Genomic DNA, 20,849 nt, shown 5'->3' with positions numbered 1-20,849 from the left:
TGTTGCAGCCAAGTCTTTCTGGTATAAAGCAGCGCTCTTTTCTAGGGGCTCGGCCTGTCGCATAAGCGGATCCGGTCGATAAGACCTCCAGAATCACGGCGCCCTGGCGCCAAAGACTGAGAGATTAAGCGGCCAACCCATGCCGGGTTGGGCATGTGGTTTTAGAGGGCTGAGTCATGTCGAGAGTCTGTCAAGTTACTGGTAAGGGTCCAGTAACCGGGAACAACATTTCCCACGCAAACAACAAAACCCGTCGTCGTTTCCTGCCGAACCTGCAGCACCACCGTTTCTGGGTTGAATCCGAGAAGCGTTTCGTGCGTCTGCGCGTTTCCGCCAAAGGCATGCGTATCATCGACAAGCGCGGTATCGACGCCGTTCTGGTCGACCTCCGCAAAGCTGGCACCAAGGTTTAAGGGAGAGCATCATGCGTGAATTGATCCGTCTGGTTTCGAGTGCCGGTACCGGCCACTTCTACACCACCGACAAGAACAAGCGCACCACCCCGGACAAAATCGAGATCAAGAAATACGATCCGGTTGTTCGCAAGCACGTGGTGTACAAGGAAGCCAAGATCAAGTAATTGATCGGCGACCTGAAAAAAACCCGCATCCGTAAGGACGCGGGTTTTTTTATGTCTACAGCCGGCTCAGTTGAAGTCGAAGCCCTGGATCAGCAGGTCGGCGCCGGCCTTGATCTGGATGCGTTCAACGTCGTACTCGCGGGTGCATATCTCATTGGGGCCAACCACCCGCTTGCGGCCGGTGAGGGTGCAGATGGTGTCCTTCAGTTCTGGCGCGTACCGGGTGCCGATCAGGTGGGCGAGGGTTTGCAGGGCTTCTTCGTTGGTCATGGTGATCTTCCTGTTGAAGTTGCGTGGCCCGACATGGGCAGGGCCATGCTCACGCACGCCAGCTGGCTTGCTGCGCTAAATAGTTATTTCTGTTCAAACATCACATAGATCTTGCGGCAAGGCTCCAGCACCTCCCAGGTGCCCTTGAACCCGGCCGGGATGACAAACCGATCACCGGCACGCAGGGTTTTCGCCCCGCCATCCTGGTCGCGCAGCACCGAAACACCCTGGACGATCTCGCAGTACTCGTGCTCGGTGTAGTTCACTGTCCACTGGCCCACCTCACCTTCCCACACACCGGCGGCAAACTGCCCGCAAGGGCTGGAGTAGTGGTTGTAGACCGCCTGGTCCGGTTCGCCCTTGAGGATTTTTTCCGCCGCCGGCCGGTAGCGTTCGGCTTCGGTGATGACCTGTGCGAAGTCGATGATGCTGGCGATACTCATGGTGCGGCTCCTGTTGTTGTTTAATAAAATGAACATCAGTAGGCTTTTGAGCCTTCCGTGTCAAATATATTGATAGTTTACAGCGGCTGGTTTAGGGTATCGCTTGCCAGTGTGCGCTCGTCGCCCGGCCAGAATTTCGACAACGCCTGTGAGTCCTCAGTGCGGCGTTGCACCTAAACAAGAGGAGGAGTTTCGTATGACCACCCTGACCCGTGCGGACTGGGAACAACGTGCCCAGCAACTGAAGATCGAAGGCCGTGCCTTCATCAACGGCGAATACACCGATGCCGCATCCGGTGAAACCTTCGAGTGCCTGAGCCCGGTCGACGGACGCTTCCTGGCCAAGGTTGCCAGCTGCGACCTGGCCGATGCCAACCGCGCTGTGGAAAACGCCCGTGCCACCTTCAATGCCGGCGTCTGGTCGCAACTGGCCCCGGCCAAGCGCAAGGCCAAGCTGATCCGCTTCGCCGACCTGCTGCGCAAAAACGTAGAAGAGCTGGCGCTGCTGGAAACCCTGGACATGGGCAAGCCGATCGGCGACTCCTCCAGCATCGACGTACCGGGTGCGGCCCAGGCCATCCACTGGACTGCCGAAGCCATCGACAAGGTCTACGACGAAGTCGCCCCGACCCCGCACGACCAGCTTGGCCTGGTAACCCGCGAAGCGGTGGGTGTGGTTGGCGCCATCGTGCCGTGGAACTTCCCGCTGCTGATGGCCTGCTGGAAGCTCGGCCCGGCGCTGGCCACCGGTAATTCGGTGGTGCTCAAGCCGTCCGAAAAATCGCCGCTGACCGCCATTCGCATTGCCCAGCTGGCCATCGAAGCCGGTATCCCGGCTGGCGTGCTGAACGTGCTGCCAGGCTACGGCCACACCGTGGGCAAGGCCCTGGCCCTGCACATGGACGTCGACACCCTGGTGTTCACCGGTTCGACCAAGATCGCCAAGCAGCTGATGGTCTACGCGGGCGAATCGAACATGAAGCGCATCTGGCTGGAAGCTGGCGGCAAGAGCCCGAACATCGTCTTCGCCGACGCCCCGGACCTGCAGGCTGCCGCCGAGGCTGCTGCCAGCGCCATCGCCTTCAACCAGGGCGAAGTGTGCACCGCAGGCTCGCGCCTGCTGGTCGAGCGTTCGATCAAGGACAAGTTCCTGCCTATGGTGATCGAAGCCCTCAAAGGCTGGAAGCCAGGCAACCCGCTGGACCCACAGACCACTGTCGGTGCCCTGGTCGACACCCAGCAAATGAACACTGTGCTGTCCTACATCGATGCGGGTCACAAAGACGGCGCCAAGCTGGTCGCCGGTGGCAAGCGCACCCTGGAAGAGACTGGCGGTACCTACGTCGAGCCGACCATCTTCGACGGCGTGACCAACGCCATGAAGATCGCCCAGGAAGAAATCTTCGGACCGGTGCTGTCGGTGATCGCCTTCGACACCGCCGAAGAGGCCGTGGCCATTGCCAACGACACGCCGTATGGCCTGGCGGCGGGCATCTGGACGTCGGACATCTCCAAGGCCCACAAGACCGCCCGCGCCGTGCGCGCCGGCAGCGTCTGGGTGAACCAGTACGACGGCGGCGACATGACCGCACCGTTCGGGGGCTTCAAGCAGTCGGGCAACGGCCGTGACAAGTCGCTGCATGCGCTGGAAAAATACACCGAGCTGAAGGCAACCTGGATCAAGCTGTAATCCAGAGGTTGGGGCCGCCACGCGGCCCTAGCAATAGCCGGGTCGGCTCACGCTGCCCCGGCTTCGTTGTTTTTGCTGTTCAAGAATTTTGCAAGGGAGGCTGCAATGCGTTGGGGTACCTACTTCGCCGTACTGGCGTCCGTGCTCAGCGTCGGGCTGGCGCTCGGCGTCAGCATGCCGCTGGTGTCCCTGCGCCTGGAGGCCTGGGGCTATGGCAGCTTCGCCATCGGCGTGATGGCGGCGATGCCGGCGTTGGGCGTACTGGTGGGTGCCAGCCTGGCCAGCCGCCTGGCCGGCTGGGTTGGCGTGCCTGCGGCCATGCGCCTGTGCCTGTGGGGCGGGGCGCTGTCGATCGGCCTGGTCGCACTATTGCCCAGTTATCCGTTGTGGCTACTGTTGCGCCTGATGATCGGCATGTCGCTGACTGTGGTGTTCATCCTCGGCGAAAGCTGGATCAACCAGCTGGTGGTCGAGCGGTGGCGCGGCCGGCTGGTGGCGCTGTATGGCAGCAGCTACGCCCTCAGCCAGCTGGCCGGGCCGTTGGTGCTGGGCTTTCTCGGCTCTGACGATGACTTCGGCTTCTGGGCCGCAACCGGCCTGCTGCTGTTGGCGCCGCTGATACTTCTGAAGCGTGGCGGTGCACCCAGCACGGAAGCCTGCAATGTCACCTTCCGCGACCTGTTCGCCTTCTGCCGGCGGTTGCCGGTGATCGCCTGGGCCATCGCCCTGTTCGCCTCGTTCGAGGCGATGATCCTCACCTTGCTGCCGGTGTATTGCCTGCAGCAGGGCTTCACTACCGAAATCGCCTTGTTCATGGTCAGTACCGTGGTGGTGGGGGATGCGGTGCTGCAGCTGCCCATTGGCGCGCTGGCCGACCATATGTCGCGGCGTACCTTGTTCACCGGCTGTGCGGTAACCCTGCTAGTGTCCAGCCTGGCGATTCCGCTGTTGCTGCATACCCCGGCCATCTGGCCATTGTGGGTGTTGTTCGGCGCCAGTGCCGGGGGCTTGTTCACCTTGTCGCTGGTGCTGATCGGCGAGCGCTACCGCGATGATGCGCTGGTACGGGCCAATGCCCACGTGGCGCAGCTGTGGGGTATTGGCTGCCTGCTTGGGCCGTTGCTGGCGGGGGCGGGGAGCCAGTGGGTCAGCGGGCATGCGTTGCTGTTGCTGATGGCTGTCGGGGCTGGCGGGTTGGTGGTGCTTACCCAGCGGCGCGGGGCTTTTGAGCCGGCGTCTGCCTGAGGGATTTTGGGGCCGCTTTGCGGCCCATCCGACCGGTCCGGCGCCCCGGCAAGGCCGCTCCTACAGCATCTTTTCCAGGCCAACTGCCTTGCTGATCCACGCATTGAAGCGCCGCCAGAGCCCACCCGGCTCGGCTGTCAGCATGTGCCGCCGGCCATCGTCCTCGGTCGCCCATACCATCTTGTCCCCCACCAGCTTCACCTGGTAACTCAACGCTGGCGCCATACCCTGGATTGCCAGTTCACGGGTGTATTCCGCCAGCTCCGGGCTATCCACCAGTACGCCGACCTCGGTATTCCACAGCACCGAGCGCGGGTCGAAGTTGAACGAGCCAATGAAGGTCTTGCGCCGGTCGAAGACGATTGCCTTGCTGTGCAGGCTCGAGTCCGAGCTGCCCCGGAAGCTCAGGCGCCCGGCGCTTGGGTCACCTGGCTGGCGACGCAGCTCGTACAACTGCACGCCATGCTCCAGCAGCGCGCGGCGGTAGGGCGCATAGCCGCCGTGCACCGCCGGCACGTCGGTGGCCTCCAGCGAGTTGGTCAGCAGCTTGACCGAAATGCCGGCGTCGGCACTGTGGGTCAGGTACAGCAGGCCGGATTCGCCAGGCACGAAGTACGCCGACACCAGAATCAGTTCGTGCTGCACATTGCCGAGGTCGGGGGCCAGCTGCTGGGTCAGCAGCAGGTGCGGGTCCGGTTCGTCGTCGGCCAGGACTTTGCTGGGCGCATCCCACAGGGCCTGGCTATGGGCCCAGATCAGCTCGTTGCGCCAGATATCCAGGCGAGGCTGCGACTGATAGGCCATCAGGCGGTCGTACAAGGCTTTACGCCTGGTTCGTGCCTCGGCCAGGGATGTCTCCAGGCGATGGCGGCTGGCGCGCAGGTCGGCGGCGTCCGGCTGCCGCCAGAGAAAATCGCCGATGGGGCGGCTGAGGGCGCTGTTCCAGTATTGATCGAACCCATGTCCCAGCTGCTCGGCCACCGGGCCTACGCCGAGCAGGTCAATGTCGGTGAAATTGAGGTTGGGCTCGGCATCGAAATACTCGTCGCCCAGGTTACGCCCGCCAACGATCGCCATGCTGTTGTCCACCAGAAACAGCTTGTTGTGCATGCGCCGGTGCTGGCGCGACAGGTTGAACAGGCGGCCCACGGCGCGCGTCACGCCGGTGCTGCGGCCCAGATGCAGCGGGTTGAAGACGCGGATCTGGATGTTCGGGTGGGCGTCGAGGGTGCCCATGATGGTGTCCAGGCCGTCGCTGGTGGTGTCGTCGAGCAGAACGCGCACGCGTACCCCACGGTCGGCTGCGCGCAGCAGTTCATGGACCAGGGCGCGCGTGCTGAGGCCGTCGTGGACGATGTAGTACTGCAGGTCGATGCTGGCCTGGGCGTTGCGGATCAACTCGGCGCGGGCGCGGAATGCTTCGTTGCTGTTGGGCAGCAGGCGAAAGCCCGAGCGGCCGCCGTAGGGTGAGGCCTGGCGCAGCACCGAGCGACCGAAGGCCGAGTCATGGGCGGGCAGCGCCTGGCTGGTTTCGCGGGGTGGGCCGACGCTGGCGCAGCCGACAAGGCCGAGCAGCACCAGCAGGGGCAGGGCTCGCTGGAGTCTCAAGGGTGGATCGTCCTGTGCGGCGAAAGCTTGAAGGGTTGGACCGTGGTGGGCGGCGCAAAGTTACGCGCCGGCGCTATCTTCATCCAGTAGACGAAGGGCGGTTTCACCCACCTTGCGCACGGCAGCTTCGATCTGCGGCGTCGGCCGCGCGGCGAAGTTCATGCGCAGGCAGTGGCGGAACTTGCCCGAGGCCGAGAAGATGCTGCCGACGGCAACTTGCACGCCTTGCTCCAGTAAAGCCCGATTCAGCCGTAGCGTGTCGAAATGTTCTGGTAATTCCACCCACAGCATGAAGCCGCCCTGGGGCCGGCTGACCCGCGTGCCCGCCGGGAAGTAGCGGGTTACCCAGTCGCTCATCTGGTCGCGGCCGCGCTGATACTGGCTGCGCATGCGGCGAACGTGAGGCTGGTAATGCCCGCCGGCGATGAAGTCGGCGATGGCCAGTTGCGGTTGGCTGGCACTGCTGCCGGTGCTGATGTACTTCATGTGCAGCACCCGCTCAAGGTAGCGTCCGGGTGCCACCCAGCCCACCCTGAGCCCAGGGGCGAGGGTCTTGGAGAAAGAGCTGCAGAACAACACCCGGCCATCGTCGTCGAACGACTTGAGGGTGCGTGGGCGCGGGTAGGTGTAGGCCAGGTCGCCATACACATCGTCTTCCAGAATCGCCACATCGTAGCGTTGGGCCAGGCTCAGCAGGGCCTTCTTGCGCGCTTCGGGCATGATGTAGCCGAGCGGGTTGTTGCAGCTGGGGGTGATCTGGATGAGCTTGATCGGCCACTGCTCCAGGGCCAGCTCCAGGGCTTCCAGGCTGATGCCGGTGACCGGGTCGGTGGGGATTTCCAGCGCTTTCATGCCTAGGCCCTTCAGGGTTTGCATGGCGCCGTGGAAGCTGGGGGAGTCGACTGCAACAATGTCGCCTGGCTCGCACACTGCGCGAATGCTGCACGACAGCGCCTCATGGCAGCCGGTGGTGATCACCAGGTCAGCCGGGCCGAGGCGGCAGCCGGAGTCGAGCATCAGCCGGGCCACCTGTTCGCGCAGGGCCAGGTTGCCATGGATGTTGTCGTAGTACAGGCCAGGCATGTCCTGGCGCCGACTCAACTGGGCGAGGCTGCGCAGCAGCGGCTTGAGGGTGGGGCTGTCGATATCGGGCATGCCCCGCCCGAGTTGCACCACATCCTTGCGCGGGGTGCTGCGGATCAGCTCCAGCACCTGTTCCCACTGCGAGATATCCACCGGGCGCTGGGCCGGACGGCTCACGGCTGGCAGGGCTGGCAGGTGGCGGTGGTCGCTGACGAAGTAGCCGGACTTGGGCCTTGGCGAGACCATGCCGCTGTCCTCAAGCGTGCGGTAGGCCTGCTGCACGGTGCTCAGGCTCACCCCGTGCTCTGTGCTGAGTGCGCGCACGGATGGCAGCCGTTGCCCAGGGCGGTACAGGCCTTGTTCGATACGGGCACCCAGCAGCTCGGCAAGGTTCAGGTAGAGGGTCACGGCATACTCCTGCGCTGCAATGGCATAACGACCGGTACAGTTACCCTGAAAATACAGCATTCAGTCGGCCTACGGCCAATTCTGTATGGGAATAATAAGGCTGTATTGGATCTGTATTGCCGCTAGTGCCGACGCGCATGCTTTCTCCACGGTATCAACTGAATGGGAGAACGCAGCGATGAGTGGCATGAGCGATGTGCGCTTGCAACTGATGGCCAGGGAGCTGGAAGCCGGGCAGCAGGCCAAGGTGTTCAACGCGCCGCAGGGGTTGGGGCGCTGGGGGCTGATGCTGCATCGCTGGCACACCCGCAGGGCGCTGCTGCAGTTGACTGATGACGAGTTGCGCGATGTCGGGCTGAGCTGGGAGCAGGCGCGGATCGAGGGGCGTAAACCCTTCTGGAAGGACTGATCTGGCAGAGGCTGCGCTCCTGCACAGACCGCGTTGCTTTCAGACCAGCTCTTTAAGACGATGCCAGAGCATCCCCAACGCCAACAGCGGCGAGCGCAGGTGCTGGCCGCCAGGGAAGGTGATGTGCGGCACTTTGGCAAACAGGTCGAAGCGCCCGCTCTCCTGGCCGCTGATAGCCTCGCCCAGCAGGCGCGCTGCCAGGTGGGTGGCGTTCAGCCCATGCCCGGCGTAGGCCTGGGCGTAATACACGTTCGGCTGGCTGGCCAGGCGGCCCACCTGCGGCAGGCGGTTGGCACCAATGCCGATCATGCCCCCCCACTGGTATTCGATGCGCACGTCGGCCAATTGCGGGAAAACCTTGAGCATCTTGGGCCGCATGTACGCGGCGATGTCCTGCGGGTCACGGCCTGAATAATGGCAGGCACCGCCGAACAACAGGCGCTGGTCGGCGGAGAGACGGTAGTAGTCCAGCGCCACGCGCTGGTCGCACACGGCCATGTTCCGAGGCAAAAGCGAGTGGGCACGTTCTTCACCCAGCGGCTCGGTGGCGATGATGTAGCTGCCGGCTGGCAACACCTTGCCGCCCAGCTCGCGGTTGAGGTTGTTGAGATAGGCGTTGCAGCACAGCACCAGGTTTTTCGCACGCACCCGGCCCTGGGCGGTATGCACCTGTACTTCAGCGCCGTAGTCGATGCGGGTGACCTCGGACTGCTCGAACAGCTTCACCCCCAGGCGGCTGGCCACGGCCGCTTCACCCAGGGCGAGGTTGAGCGGGTGCAGGTGGCCGGAGCCCATGTCGACCAGCCCGCCGACATAGCAGTCGGCACCGACCACGCTGTGGATATCGTCCTTGCCAACCAGGCGCAGCTCGTGCTGGTAGCCGAGGCTGCGCAGCTCTTCGGCATCCTCGGCAAAGCCCTGCAGTTCGGCGGGCTTGTTGGCCAGGTCGCAGTAGCCCCAGGTCAGGTCGCAGGCGATGGCATGCTTTTCGACCCGCTCGCGGACGATCTGCACCGCCTCCAGGCCCATGAGCTTCAAGCTGCGCACACCGTCCTCGCCGATTACCGGCAGGAACTGCTCCAGGCCATGGCCGACGCCGCGGATCAGCTGCCCGCCATTGCGCCCGCTGGCGCCCCAGCCGAGTTTGCGTGCTTCCAGCAAGATCACCGAAAAGCCGCGCTCGGCCAGCTCGATGGCAGTGTTCAGACCCGAGTAGCCGCCGCCGACGATGCATACGTCCGCTGAGTGGTCGCCTTGCAGGAATGAATGGTCAGGGTGTGGCGCGCTGCTGGCGGCGTAATACGAGGCGGCGTGCTGCGCGCTATGGATCATGGGCTGTGTCCTGGGGCTGGTGGGCTAGGGGAGGAGGATAAGCCGGGGCTCCGGGGCGGGCAACCGGCCTCAAGTCTGGTGCGGTCAATTGTAGGAGCGGCCTTGGGTCGCGAAAGGGCCGCAGAGCGGCCCCGGCAATATCAGTGGCGAAGCTGAGGCACTGGGGGCGCTGCGCACCCCTTTCGCGACACAAGGCCGCTCCTGCACGAAGCCGGAGCGCCTATAATCCGGCAAGTCATCAACGTTGAACTCAGCCATGTCCTGCAACCGCCACAAAATCCACTTCCTGCGCGAACTCATCCCCTCGTTCGAGTGCGAGCCCGGCTGCCACGATTGCTGCGGCCCGGTCACCACCTCGACGGAAGAAATGGCCCGCCTGCCGCGCAAGTCCCAGGCCGAACAGGACGCTGCCATGGAGCGCCTGGACTGCGTGCACCTGGGCCCCGACGGCTGCACGGTGTACGAAGAGCGCCCGATGATCTGCCGCCTGTTTGGCACCACGCCGCGCATGGCCTGCCCACGTGGCCGTGGCCCGCAACCGATGATCGAGCCCGCCGCCGAGCAGCTCGTCCACCAGTTCATCGCCACCACCCGGCAGGTGCTGGTCTAGCCTCAGTCCGGGATCGGCAGGCAGAGGCTCTCCTTCACTTCCTCCATCACGATGTAGCTCTTCGACTCGCGCACGTGCGGCAGCTTCAGCAGGATGTCGCCGAGCAGCTTGCGGTAAGACGCCATCTCCGAAATACGCGCTTTCACCAGGTAGTCAAAGTCACCTGACACAAGGTGGCACTCCAGTACATGGGGCAGTTTCAATACCGCCCGGCGGAACTCCTCGAAGGTATCGCCCGACTTGTAGTCCAGGCTTATTTCGACGAACACCAGCAGGCTGCCCTTGAGGTGCTGCGGGTTCAGGCGAGCGTTGTAGCCCATGATGATGCCCTCGCGTTCCAGGCGGCGAACCCGCTCGGTGCAAGGCGTGGTGGAAAGCCCAACTTTCTCGCCCAGTTCGGTGAAGGAAATCCGCCCGTCATTCTGCAGGATACGCAGGATGTTACGGTCGATCTTGTCCAGTTCACGCTTGCTCTGGTGCTGGGTTCTCATAGGGGATGCCCCTCCGTGAAAGGCGATTTTGCCGAGAATTCTCGCCAATAATAGGCTTTTATATAGTGAATTGCACTGGCTTCGAATTTTTATACTGCGCCCATTCATGCCATATCAATAAAAGTCTGCGGCGTGCCGCGTATGAGGGATAAAACGATGCGAGTTCTGGTACTTGGTAGCGGTGTAATCGGAACCGCCAGTGCCTACTACCTGGCCCGGCAAGGTTTCGAAGTGACGGTGGTCGACCGCCAGCCGGCGGTGGCCATGGAAACCAGCTTTGCCAACGCTGGCCAGATCTCGCCCGGCTATGCCTCGCCTTGGGCCGCCCCAGGCGTGCCGCTGAAGGCCATCAAGTGGCTGCTCGAGCGCCACGCCCCGTTGGCCATCAAGCTCACCGGCGACGTCGACCAGTACCTGTGGATGGCGCAGATGCTGCGCAACTGCACCGCCAGCCGTTATGCGGTGAACAAGGAGCGCATGGTGCGCTTGTCCGAGTACAGCCGTGACTGCCTCGACGAGCTGCGCGCCGAAACTGGCATCGCCTACGAAAACCGCAGCCTGGGTACTACCCAGCTGTTCCGCACCCAGGCCCAGGTGGATGCTGCAGCCAAGGACATCGCCGTGCTCGAGCAGTCCGGCGTGCCTTACGAGCTGCTGGACCGTGATGGTATTGCCCGCGTCGAACCCGCCCTGGCGGGTGTGAAAGACATCCTGGCCGGTGCCCTGCGCCTGCCTAACGACCAGACCGGCGACTGCCAGCTGTTCACCAACAAGCTCGCCGAAATGGCGCTGAACCTGGGCGTGGAGTTCCGCTTCGGCCAGGACATCCAGCGCCTGGACTTTGCCGGCGATCGCATCAATGGCGTGTGGATTGACGGCAAGCTGGAAACCGCCGACCGCTACGTGCTGGCACTGGGCAGCTACTCGCCGCAGATGCTCAAGCCGTTGGGCATCAAGGCCCCGGTATATCCGTTGAAGGGCTACTCGCTGACCGTGCCGATCACCAACGTCGACATGGCCCCGACCTCGACCATTCTCGACGAAACCTACAAGGTCGCGATCACCCGTTTCGACAACCGCATTCGCGTCGGTGGCATGGCTGAAATCGCCGGTTTTGACCTGTCGCTGAACCCGCGTCGGCGCGAAACGCTGGAGATGATCGTCAACGACCTTTATCCTCGCGGGGGTGATCTGAGCCAGGCCAGCTTCTGGACCGGCCTGCGCCCGGCAACGCCGGATGGCACGCCGATCGTTGGCGCCACGGCGTTCCGCAACCTGTTCCTGAACACCGGTCACGGGACCCTGGGCTGGACCATGGCGTGCGGCTCCGGTCGCCTGCTGGCCGACCTGATTGCGCGCAAGAAGCCGCAGATCAGTGCCGAAGGCCTGGATATTTCCCGTTATGGCAACAGCCGGGAAGCGGCCGGCCACGGGCAGACTGCGCCGGCTCACCAGCAGTAAGATCGCCTGTACCGGCCGCTTCGCGGCTAAAGCCGCTCCCACAGGATTGCCAAACCTTGGAATTGTGCGGTCCCTGTGGGAGCGGGTTCACCCGCGAAGAACCCAGCATCGTTTTCAACCCGAACCACCATAAGGCAGCCGCCATGCGTCCCGCCCGCGCCCTGATCGACCTCCAGGCCTTGCGCCACAACTACCGTCTGGCCCGTGAACTGACCGGTGCCAAAGCCCTCGCCGTGATCAAGGCCGACGCCTATGGCCACGGCGCCGTGCGTTGCGCCCTCGCGCTGGAGGCCGAAGCCGACGGTTTCGCCGTGGCCTGCATCGAAGAAGCGCTGGAGCTGCGCGCCGCCGGTATCAAGGCCCCAGTGCTGCTGCTGGAAGGCTTTTTCGAAGCCAGCGAACTGGCCCTGATCGCCGAGCACGACCTTTGGTGCGTGGTGCACTCGCTGTGGCAACTGGAAGCCATTGAACACGCCCAGCTGCACAAGCCAATCACCGTCTGGCTCAAGCTGGACAGCGGCATGCACCGCGTCGGCCTGCACCCCAAGGATTACCACGACGCCTATCAGCGCCTGCTGGCCAGCGGCAAGGTTTCACGCATCGTGCTGATGAGCCACTTCGCCCGCGCCGATGAGCTGGATGCCGACGCCACGGCCCAGCAGATCGCCGTATTCGAAGCCGCCCGCCAGGGCCTGGCCGCCGAGTGCAGCCTGCGCAACTCGCCCGGCGTGCTGGGCTGGCCGCAGGCACCCAGCGACTGGGTACGGCCAGGCCTGATGCTGTACGGCGCCACGCCATTCGAAGTGGCGCAGGCGCAAGCCCAACGCCTGCAACCGGTAATGACCCTGCAATCACGGGTGATCAGCGTGCGTGAGTTGCCCACCGGTGAGCCGGTAGGCTATGGCGCCAGGTTCGTCAGCCCGCGCCCGACCCGCGTTGGCGTGGTCGCCATGGGCTACGCCGACGGCTACCCCCGCCAGGCGCCCAATGGCACCCCGGTGCTGGTGGCCGGCCAGCGCACCCAGCTGATTGGCCGGGTGTCGATGGACATGCTCAGCATCGACCTGACCGATGTGCCGCAAGCGACTGTCGGCAGCCCGGTCGAGCTTTGGGGCAAGCAGGTGCTGGCCAGTGAGGTGGCGGCGCACGCCGGCACCATCCCCTACCAGATCTTCTGCAACCTGAAGCGGGTACCGCGGGACTACTGCGGCGAATGACACGCTGAAGCGGACAGGATGAAGGGCGGTGTGTTGTAAATACTGAACGGCATTGCCATGATATCGTTCACATCCACCCCCCTTACCACCGTTTCAGGAGGCTCCAGCTTTGGACGTCGGCGAACGACTGCAAGCCATCCGCAAGCTCAAGGGCCTGTCCCAGCGCGAACTCGCCAAACGTGCCGGCGTGACCAACAGCACCATCTCGATGATCGAGAAGAACAGCGTGAGCCCCTCGATCAGCTCGCTGCGCAAGGTGCTGAGCGGCATTCCCATGTCCATGGTCGAGTTCTTCTCGGTCGAGCTGGAATCCGAACGCCCCGCGCAGATCGTCTACAAGGCCCATGAGCTGATCGATATCTCCGACGGTGCGGTGACCATGAAGCTGGTCGGCAAGTCGCACCCCAACCGTGCCATTGCCTTTCTCACCGAGGTGTACCCGCCAGGTGCCGACACCGGCGCCGAAATGCTCACCCATGACGGCGAAGAGACCGGCATTCTGCTTGAGGGACGGCTGGAACTGGTGGTCGGTACCGAGTTATTCATCCTTGAAGAGGGCGACAGCTACTACTTTGAAAGCACCCGCCCGCACCGCTTTCGCAACCCGTTCGACCAGCCCGCGCGGCTGATCAGTGCGGCGACCCCTTCAAACTTTTGATCCAGCGCAGTGCATTGATTCGGCAATACCCCTTTCCCGTGTAGGGTCGTTTCACGGCCTCTGGGTTCCCGCTATACTTTTCAACGCTCGCCGATCCGTGGCCGCGAGCGTGATTAGCCACCATGAGGGTGTACGCGTGAACCAAATCAAGAAGATGCTGGCCGTACCAGCAGCCGTATTCGCCCTCTGGGCAATGAGTGCAACCGCTGCGACCAATGACGACATCGCCAAACGCCTGGAACCGGTTGGCCAGGTGTGTGTCCAGGGCCAGGAATGCAAAGGCATGGAAGTAGCTGCAGCAGCCGCTGGCGGCGCTGCGAAAACGCCGGACGATATCATCGCCAAGCACTGCAATGCTTGCCATGGCAGCGGCCTGCTCGGCGCGCCGAAGATTGGCGATACCGCCGCGTGGAAGGAACGCGCCGACCACCAGGGCGGGCTCGATGGCATCCTCGCCAAGGCCATTACCGGTATCAACGCCATGCCGCCGAAAGGCACTTGCGCAGACTGCTCGGATGACGACCTGAAGGCGGCGATCCAGAAAATGTCCGGGCTGTGAGTGACAGCTGAATTGTGTGAAGCCCGCCATCGATGGCGGGTTTTGTTTTTGTGCTGCCTGTGCCGGCCTCTTCGCGGCTAACGCCGCTGCTACAGGTACTGCTCACGACTCAAGATTGTGAGCCCTCTGTGGGAGCGGCCTCAGCCGCGAAAGGGCCAGTACAGGCAACCAACCCTTTGAGCTCATGTCCAACCCCTGAACCCACGGATGACTCAGGAGGCCCAGATGCATCTCTGCTCCCTCGACCAAGCCGTCGAGCAAGTCCTGTCACAGCTGCCAGCCCATATCCACATGGGCCTGCCGCTGGGCCTGGGCAAGCCCAACGCCTTCGTCAATGCCCTGTACGCCCGCGTGCGCGAGCTGCCTGAGCGGCGCCTGACCATCTACACCGCACTGTCCCTGGGCCGCCCGCCACTGGGTGATGGCCTGCAACGGCGCTTTCTCGAACCCTTCGTCGAGCGTGTCTTCGCCGACTATGAAGAGCTCAGCTACCTCGCCGACCTGCGCACCGACACCTTGCCGGCAAACATTCGTGTCGAACAGTTCTTCATGCAGCCCGGCAGCCTGCTGCACAGCGAATCGGCTCAGCAGGACTACGTCAGCAGCAACTACAGCCATGCCGCCCGCGACATCAACGGCAAAGGCCTGAACCTGGTCGCGCAACTGGTGGCTGCCAGTCCCGAAAAGCCTGTGCATCTGAGCCTGGCCTGCAACCCCGACATCACCCTCGACTTGTTGCCGATGATCGCCAAGCGCCGTGCGGCCGGCGAAACCATCCTCATGCTGGGCCAGGTGCACGCCGAGCTGCCCTACATGCCGGGCGACGCCGAGCTGCCCATCGACAGCTTCGACCTGCTGATCGATGAAGCGGAGCAACGCCGCCTGTTCTCCACACCGAACATGCCGGTCAGCACCCAGGACCATTGCATTGGCCTGCACGCCAGCAGCCTGGTGCGCGACGGCGGTACCCTGCAGATCGGTATCGGCGCCATGGGCGACGCCGTTGCCGCTGCACTGCTGGCGCGCCAGGGTGACAACGCGGGCTACCGTGCGCTACTCGATGCGCTGGATGTCGGGCCGTGGCAGGCGCTGATCGAGCGGGAAGGGGGCCTTGACGCCTTCGCCCAGGGCCTGTACGGCTGCAGCGAAATGTTCGTCAATGGCCTGTTGGTGCTGGCCGAGGCAGGGCTGTTACGGCGCCCGGCGGATGAGCAGGGCCCGTTGTTGCATGGCGGCTTTTTCCTTGGTCCTGGTGCGTTCTACCAGCGCTTGAGGGATATGCCGCTCGAACAGCGGGCGCGTTTTGCCATGACCCGTATCAGCTTCATCAACGAACTGTACGGGCAGGAAGAACTCAAGCGCCGTCAGCGCCGCGATGCGCGCTTCATCAACACCGTGTTTGGCATGACCCTGCTCGGCGCCGGCGTGGCGGACCAGCTGGAAGATGGCCGGGTGCTCAGTGGCGTAGGTGGGCAGTACAACTTCGTCGCCCAAGGCCATGCGCTGGAGGGCGGGCGCTCGATCCTGTTGTTGCGCAGCTGGCGCGAGGCGGGTGGAGAGGTCAGTTCAAACCTGTTCTGGAGCTATGGCCACTGCACCATCCCCCGGCACCTGCGCGACATTGTGGTGACCGAATACGGCATCGCCGATTTGCGCGGGCAGACCGACAGCGAAGTGATTGCGCGGTTGCTGGCGGTGAGTGATTCGCGCTTCCAGGACGCGCTGATCGAACAGGCGAAGAAGGCCGGCAAACTGGCCCGGGATTTCCAGCTGGAGCCGCGCTTTACCGATAACACACCGCAGCGGCTGGAGGCGATCAGGGCGCAACATGCGCGGCTGTTCCCGGAGTATCCGCTGGGCACGGACTTCACGACTGAAGAGCGGGACTTGTTGCGGGCGCTGAACTGGTTGAAGAGCAAGTTCAAGCTGAGCGAGATGCTGGAGCTGGGCAAGGCAGCGCTGGAGGCGCCGGGGCCGGAGGGGTATGAGCGGCATCTGGCGCGGATGGGGCTGGATGCTCCGCAGGGATTGAAGCAAGAGCTTTATCAGCGCTTGTTGCTGGCAGGGTTGGCAGCGACCTGAAGATTGCAGGGGCTGCATTGCAGCCCATCGCCGGCAAGCCAGCTCCCACAGGTACTGCACAAGGCTCGGCCTCTGTGAAATTACTGTGGGAGCTGGCTTGCCGGCGATGGGGCCGGTACAGGCTTACTCGATGAAGGACACCACACCGCCTTCCAGCGACTTCACCCGGGCCAGCGATTCAACGCGGTAGCCCTGGCTGTCCAGCTCGGCACGGCCGCCCTGGAACGATTTTTCGATGACGATACCCACGCCAGCTACGGTAGCACCGGCCTGCTTAATGATCGAGATCAGCGCCTGCGATGCCTTGCCGTTGGCCAGGAAGTCGTCGATCACCAGCACGCGGTCGCTGCTGTTGAGGTGGCGCGGCGAGATGGCCACGGTGTTCTCGGTCTGCTTGGTGAAGGAATACACCGAGGCAGTCAGCAGGTTCTCGGTCAGGGTCAGCGACTGGTGCTTGCGGGCGAAAATCACCGGCACACCCAGCTTCAGGCCGGCCATTACCGCCGGGGCAATGCCCGAAGCTTCAATGGTGACGATCTTGGTCACGCCGGCATCGGCGAACAGGCGGGCAAACTCGTCACCGATCAGCTGCATCAGCGCCGGATCGATCTGGTGGTTGAGAAACGCGTCGACTTTGAGAACCTGGTCGGAAAGCACGATGCCTTCTTCGCGAATCTTCTGATGCAGTGCTTCCACTGTAGTTTCCTCGATGTAACAAAGGTTGCCGCTAGCTAGCGGCAAAGTTTAAGAGTAATGGTTGATCAGCGTTTGAGCATTGCCCGGATATCGGCCAGCGCGTTGTTGCCGCGTGCGGCCTTTACCTCGACCGGTGCATCGTCCAGGCCTTCCCAGGCCAGGTCGTCCGGTGGCAGTTCGTCGAGGAACCGGCTGGGCGTGCAGTCGATGATTTCACCGTACTGCTTGCGCTTGGCAGCGAAGGTGAACGCCAGGGTCTGGCGGGCGCGGGTGATGCCCACGTAGGCCAGGCGGCGTTCCTCTTCGATGGTGTCGGCCTCGATGCTGGAGCGGTGCGGGAGGATTTCCTCTTCCATGCCCATGATGAACACGTAAGGGAATTCCAGGCCCTTGGAGGCATGCAGGGTCATCATCTGCACACCTTCGGCGTTTTCTTCCTCTTCCTGCTGGCGCTCGAGCATGTCACGCAGCACCAGTTTGCCGATGGCGTCCTCGATGGTCATGTCACCCTCTTCATCCTTCTCGAGGGTGTTTTTCAGCGCTTCGATCAGGAACCAGACGTTGCTGATGCGGAACTCGGCAGCCTTGTCGCTGGCGGTCTGCTGGCGGATCCAGTTCTCGTAGTCGATGTCGCGGATCATCTCGCGCAACGCAGCAATCGGGTCGTCCAGGGCGACCTTGTGGCGAACCCCGTCCAGCCAGTGCTTGAAGCGCTGCAAACGCTCGGTGTAGCGGGGCTCCAGGTGCTCGCCCAGGCCTAGCTCCTCGCTGGCGGCGTACATCGAAATACCGCGCTCGGTCGAGTAGTTGCCGAGTTTTTCCAGGGTGGTGGAGCCGATTTCGCGGCGCGGTACGTTGATCACCCGCAGGTAGGCGTTGTCGTCGTCCGGGTTCACCAGCAGGCGCAGGTAGGCCATGAGGTCCTTGACCTCCTGGCGGCCGAAGAAGCTGTTGCCGCCCGACAGACGATACGGCACCTGGTGGTGCTGCAGCTTCAGTTCGATCAGCTTGGCCTGGTAGTTGCCGCGGTACAGGATGGCGAAGTCGCTGTACGGGCGGTCGGTGCGCAGATGCAAGGTAAGGATTTCCATGGCCACGCGTTCAGCCTCGGCTTCCTCGTTCTTGCAGCGGATGACGCGGATCTCGTCGCCGACGCCCATCTCGCTCCACAGCTGCTTCTCGAAATCGTGCGGGTTGTTGGCGATCAGCACGTTGGCGCAGCGCAGGATGCGGCTGGTGGAGCGGTAGTTCTGCTCCAGCATGACCACTTTCAGGGAGGGGTAATCCTCCTTGAGCAGCATCAGGTTTTCTGGGCGGGCGCCACGCCAGGCATAGATCGACTGGTCGTCGTCGCCCACCACGGTGAACTGGTTGCGCATGCCGATCAGCATCTTCACCAGCAGGTACTGGCTGGCGTTGGTGTCCTGATATTCGTCCACCAGCAGGTAGCGCACGCGGTTCTGCCAACGTTCGAGCACGTCGGGGTTTTCCTGGAACAGCTTGACCGGCAGCAGGATCAGGTCGTCGAAGTCCACCGCGTTGAACGCCTTGAGCGTGCGCTGGTAGTGGGTGTAGACAATGGCGGCGGTCTGCTCGCGCGGGTTGCGCGCTTTTTCCAGGGCTTCGGGTGGCAGGATCAGGTCGTTTTTCCAGGCACCGATCATGTTCTTGATCTCGTCGATGCCGTCGTCGCCTGAGTATTCCTTTTGCATGATGTCGGACAGCAACGCCTTGATGTCCGACTCGTCGAAGATCGAGAACCCCGGCTTGTAGCCCAGCCGGGTGTGCTCCTTGCGGATGATGTTCAGGCCCAGGTTGTGAAAGGTGCACACCGTCAGGCCACGGCCTTCCCCCGGACGCAGCAAGGTGGCGACCCGTTCCTTCATCTCGCGCGCGGCCTTGTTGGTGAAGGTCATCGCCACGATGTACTGGGCGCGGATGCCGCAGTTCTGGATGAGGTGGGCAATCTTGCGTGTGATCACGCTGGTCTTGCCCGAACCTGCACCGGCGAGCACCAAAAGAGGGCCGCCGACGTAGTCACGGGCTTCCTGCTGCCGGGGATTGAGTCGGGACATGCTAGAAACCGGGGGTCGCCAGAAAATAGCCGCGCATTCTAACAGGCATGTGGCGGTTGTGGCGTGACCGTCTGACGTGTGAGTCAAATATGTAAACGGGATTTGCCGGGCGGCGCAGTTTCGCGCAGGATGCACGACAAAATACGTCGGGCTGCTACGCCCTGAAAACATGTATAAAAGTGAAAATCATTTTCATTGAATACAGTAGCATACCCGCCAGATCTCGTTGCACCGTGAAGCCTAAGGAGCCCGCTTGTCCACGCCTGTCGAACCTTTGCGTTTGCTGCTGTTGGCTGATGAGCCGGATTGGACAGCTTTGCTGCACGCGTGCATGCCTGCCCTGAATGGCAGCGCCGTGCTGCTCACGGCACCGAACTGGGAGGCGGTCGATAGCCTGTTCAGCCATGACCGCCAGGCCGTGATACTGGCAACCCCTGCCATGCAGCCAGCGCCGGGGCGCTGCGAGCTGCCGACCATCCTGCTGCTGGAGGATGAGCCCGAAACGGCGCCCAGTGGTGCCAGCGACTGGCTGGTCCGTGATCAGCTCAATAGCGATAACCTGCGCCGCTCGTTACGCCATGTGCGCGAGCGGGGTGTGCTGGTGGCCACCTTGCAGCGCCTGGCCGAACAAGATCCGCTGACCGGCATTGCCAACCGCCAGGGTTTTCAGGCACTGCTGACCGCGCGCCTGGCCGAAAACGAGGGGCGCGGCATTGCCCTCGGCCACCTCGACCTGGACAACTTTCGCCACGTCAACGACGCCCTTGGCCACCAGAGTGGCGACCGGCTGATCTTGCAGGTGGTTGCACGCCTGAAGCATCAGTTGGAGGCGGGCGACCAGCTGGCGCGGCTGGGCAGCGACGAGTTTGCCCTGCTGATCGACACCCGCCGCGACGCCAACCGCGCCGAATGGATGGCCGAACGCATCGTCGAGGCCCTGGCCGAACCTTACTGGGTCGATGGCGAAAGCCTGCTGCTGGGCTGCAGCCTGGGCCTGGCCCACGCCCGCGCGCAGGGTGGCGCCGACCCGCTGATGTGGCACGCGCACATCGCCATGCGCCAGGCCAAGGGCAGCCAGGGCTGCACCTTCCATGTGTTCAACGAGCGCATCAACCGTAATGCGCGCAGCCTCGCCGACCTGGAAAGCGAACTGCGCCGTGCCTTGCGCCGGGATGAACTGGAGCTGCACTACCAGCCGCGGCTGAACATGGCCGACGGGCGCATCGTCGGCCTGGAGGCGCTGGTGCGCTGGCGCCATGCCGAGCGTGGGCTGTTGCCGCCCAGCGAGTTCGTGCCGTTGGCCGAGCAAAGCGGCCTGATCGTGCCGTTGGGCTACTGGGTGATTTCCCGCGCCCTGCGTGACATGCAGGTGCTGTGCGAGCGTGGCCTGGAACCGCTGCACATGGCGGTCAACCTTAGCTTCCGCCAGTTTCAGGACAGCCAGCTGTTGGCTACCTTGAGCCGTCTGATCCTTGAGCATGGCGTCGATGCGCGCTGGCTGGAGTTCGAGCTGACCGAAACGGCAGTGATGCGCCGCAACGAGCTGGTGCGCCAGACCATGGACGCGTTGGGGCGCCTGGGCGTGCGCTTTTCCCTCGACGATTTCGGCACCGGCTTTTCTTCTTTCGTACACCTCAACAGCCTGCCGATCGCCTTGCTCAAGGTGGACCGCAGCTTCGTTGCCGAAATGGAAATGCGCGAGGAGAACCGCAAGCTGGTGCACGCCATGATCAACCTGGCGCACAACCTCAACCTCGAGGTGGTGGCCGAGGGCGTGGAGAGCGAAGAGCAGCTGGCACTGTTGCGCGAGTTTGGCTGTGACCAGGTGCAGGGCTTTCTGGTCAGCAAGCCTTTGCCCGTGGCGGAGTTGATGGAGTTTTTGATGGATTGCAGCAAGCCGAAGCTGGTTAGCCTGTGACATCGCGAGGGAGG

Annotated in this window: 20 protein-coding genes; 12 read left to right on the top strand and 8 right to left on the bottom strand. The window is 63.3% G+C overall.

Going from position 1 to position 20,849, the window contains the following annotated elements; genetic code table 11:
• Positions 1-176: 176 nt before the first annotated feature.
• Positions 177-413 (top strand): 50S ribosomal protein L28, encoded by a 237-nt coding sequence (gene rpmB, locus AC5O5R_RS26565; RefSeq protein ID WP_172223119.1) that lies wholly within the window; start codon positions 177-179, stop codon positions 411-413.
• An 11-nt stretch (positions 414-424) separates the two neighbouring features.
• A complete protein-coding gene (rpmG, locus tag AC5O5R_RS26560; protein WP_003253507.1) occupies positions 425-580 on the top strand; it encodes a 50S ribosomal protein L33 in 156 nt (51 codons plus the stop codon).
• A gap of 66 nt (positions 581-646) precedes the next feature.
• Here rpmG and AC5O5R_RS26555 read toward each other — a convergent pair whose 3' ends face one another.
• Both AC5O5R_RS26555 and AC5O5R_RS26550 read right to left on the bottom strand, forming a co-directional pair.
• The gene (locus AC5O5R_RS26555) at positions 647-850 is read right to left on the bottom strand and encodes a hypothetical protein (RefSeq protein ID WP_172223115.1); all 204 of its coding nucleotides are present in this window, start codon (positions 848-850) and stop codon (positions 647-649) included.
• An 83-nt stretch (positions 851-933) separates the two neighbouring features.
• On the bottom strand, positions 934-1,293 hold the full coding sequence (locus AC5O5R_RS26550) for a cupin domain-containing protein (RefSeq protein ID WP_112249410.1): 360 nt from the start codon (positions 1,291-1,293) through the stop codon (positions 934-936).
• A gap of 196 nt (positions 1,294-1,489) precedes the next feature.
• Between AC5O5R_RS26550 and AC5O5R_RS26545 the strand changes: the two genes are divergently transcribed.
• Together AC5O5R_RS26545 and AC5O5R_RS26540 are read left to right on the top strand one after the other, a co-directional pair.
• Entirely contained in the window at positions 1,490-2,983 is a 1,494-nt protein-coding gene (locus tag AC5O5R_RS26545) for an aldehyde dehydrogenase (RefSeq protein WP_172223110.1), read from the top strand.
• A gap of 105 nt (positions 2,984-3,088) precedes the next feature.
• Positions 3,089-4,228: an MFS transporter gene (locus AC5O5R_RS26540; protein ID WP_172223105.1), complete on the top strand. Its 1,140-nt coding sequence runs from the start codon at positions 3,089-3,091 to the stop codon at positions 4,226-4,228.
• A gap of 60 nt (positions 4,229-4,288) precedes the next feature.
• Here the strand turns inward: AC5O5R_RS26540 and AC5O5R_RS26535 are convergent, their stop codons facing one another.
• Positions 4,289-5,836, bottom strand: coding sequence for a phospholipase D family protein (locus AC5O5R_RS26535; RefSeq protein ID WP_172223100.1), 1,548 nt, complete (start codon positions 5,834-5,836; stop codon positions 4,289-4,291).
• A 60-nt stretch (positions 5,837-5,896) separates the two neighbouring features.
• Positions 5,897-7,327, bottom strand: a complete 1,431-nt coding sequence (locus AC5O5R_RS26530; protein ID WP_172287600.1) for an aminotransferase-like domain-containing protein — start codon at positions 7,325-7,327, stop codon at positions 5,897-5,899.
• 178 nt (positions 7,328-7,505) lie between these two features.
• On the opposite strand from AC5O5R_RS26530, the gene AC5O5R_RS26525 reads away from it, so the two are divergent.
• Positions 7,506-7,736: a DUF1127 domain-containing protein gene (locus tag AC5O5R_RS26525; RefSeq protein ID WP_172223092.1), complete on the top strand. Its 231-nt coding sequence runs from the start codon at positions 7,506-7,508 to the stop codon at positions 7,734-7,736.
• Positions 7,737-7,775: 39 nt separating this feature from the next.
• On the opposite strand, the gene AC5O5R_RS26520 is transcribed toward AC5O5R_RS26525, so the two are convergent.
• Positions 7,776-9,068, bottom strand: a complete 1,293-nt coding sequence (locus tag AC5O5R_RS26520; RefSeq protein ID WP_172223088.1) for an NAD(P)/FAD-dependent oxidoreductase — start codon at positions 9,066-9,068, stop codon at positions 7,776-7,778.
• A gap of 256 nt (positions 9,069-9,324) precedes the next feature.
• Here AC5O5R_RS26520 and AC5O5R_RS26515 point away from each other — a divergent pair, with 256 nt between their 5' ends.
• A complete protein-coding gene (locus AC5O5R_RS26515) occupies positions 9,325-9,678 on the top strand; it encodes a YkgJ family cysteine cluster protein (protein WP_172223084.1) in 354 nt (117 codons plus the stop codon).
• Between the two features lie 2 nt (positions 9,679-9,680).
• Here the strand turns inward: AC5O5R_RS26515 and dadR are convergent, their stop codons facing one another.
• A complete protein-coding gene (dadR, locus tag AC5O5R_RS26510) occupies positions 9,681-10,169 on the bottom strand; it encodes a transcriptional regulator DadR (RefSeq protein ID WP_003258963.1) in 489 nt (162 codons plus the stop codon).
• A gap of 156 nt (positions 10,170-10,325) precedes the next feature.
• Here dadR and dadA point away from each other — a divergent pair, with 156 nt between their 5' ends.
• From dadA to AC5O5R_RS26485, 5 genes are all read left to right on the top strand, one after another.
• Positions 10,326-11,630, top strand: coding sequence for a D-amino acid dehydrogenase (gene dadA / locus AC5O5R_RS26505; RefSeq protein WP_494514861.1), 1,305 nt, complete (start codon positions 10,326-10,328; stop codon positions 11,628-11,630).
• Between the two features lie 143 nt (positions 11,631-11,773).
• On the top strand, positions 11,774-12,847 hold the full coding sequence (gene alr / locus AC5O5R_RS26500; RefSeq protein ID WP_494514860.1) for an alanine racemase: 1,074 nt from the start codon (positions 11,774-11,776) through the stop codon (positions 12,845-12,847).
• 109 nt (positions 12,848-12,956) lie between these two features.
• Positions 12,957-13,505: a cupin domain-containing protein gene (locus AC5O5R_RS26495; RefSeq protein ID WP_172223072.1), complete on the top strand. Its 549-nt coding sequence runs from the start codon at positions 12,957-12,959 to the stop codon at positions 13,503-13,505.
• A 136-nt stretch (positions 13,506-13,641) separates the two neighbouring features.
• The gene (locus AC5O5R_RS26490) at positions 13,642-14,064 is read left to right on the top strand and encodes a c-type cytochrome (protein ID WP_172223069.1); all 423 of its coding nucleotides are present in this window, start codon (positions 13,642-13,644) and stop codon (positions 14,062-14,064) included.
• A 225-nt stretch (positions 14,065-14,289) separates the two neighbouring features.
• Positions 14,290-16,146, top strand: coding sequence for an acetyl-CoA hydrolase/transferase C-terminal domain-containing protein (locus tag AC5O5R_RS26485; RefSeq protein ID WP_494514859.1), 1,857 nt, complete (start codon positions 14,290-14,292; stop codon positions 16,144-16,146).
• 123 nt (positions 16,147-16,269) lie between these two features.
• On the opposite strand, the gene AC5O5R_RS26480 is transcribed toward AC5O5R_RS26485, so the two are convergent.
• Together AC5O5R_RS26480 and rep are read right to left on the bottom strand one after the other, a co-directional pair.
• The gene (locus tag AC5O5R_RS26480) at positions 16,270-16,842 is read right to left on the bottom strand and encodes a xanthine phosphoribosyltransferase (RefSeq protein WP_172232644.1); all 573 of its coding nucleotides are present in this window, start codon (positions 16,840-16,842) and stop codon (positions 16,270-16,272) included.
• 65 nt (positions 16,843-16,907) lie between these two features.
• Positions 16,908-18,917 (bottom strand): DNA helicase Rep, encoded by a 2,010-nt coding sequence (gene rep / locus AC5O5R_RS26475; protein WP_172285942.1) that lies wholly within the window; start codon positions 18,915-18,917, stop codon positions 16,908-16,910.
• Positions 18,918-19,170: 253 nt separating this feature from the next.
• On the opposite strand from rep, the gene AC5O5R_RS26470 reads away from it, so the two are divergent.
• On the top strand, positions 19,171-20,835 hold the full coding sequence (locus tag AC5O5R_RS26470; RefSeq protein ID WP_172285943.1) for a putative bifunctional diguanylate cyclase/phosphodiesterase: 1,665 nt from the start codon (positions 19,171-19,173) through the stop codon (positions 20,833-20,835).
• The last annotated feature ends 14 nt before the right edge of the window (positions 20,836-20,849 follow it).

It is taken from the genome of Pseudomonas sp. 8_5_2 (assembly GCF_059295255.1).
The sequence above is the reverse complement of the archived record's forward strand: the minus strand, read 5'-3'. Positions and strand labels throughout refer to the sequence as shown.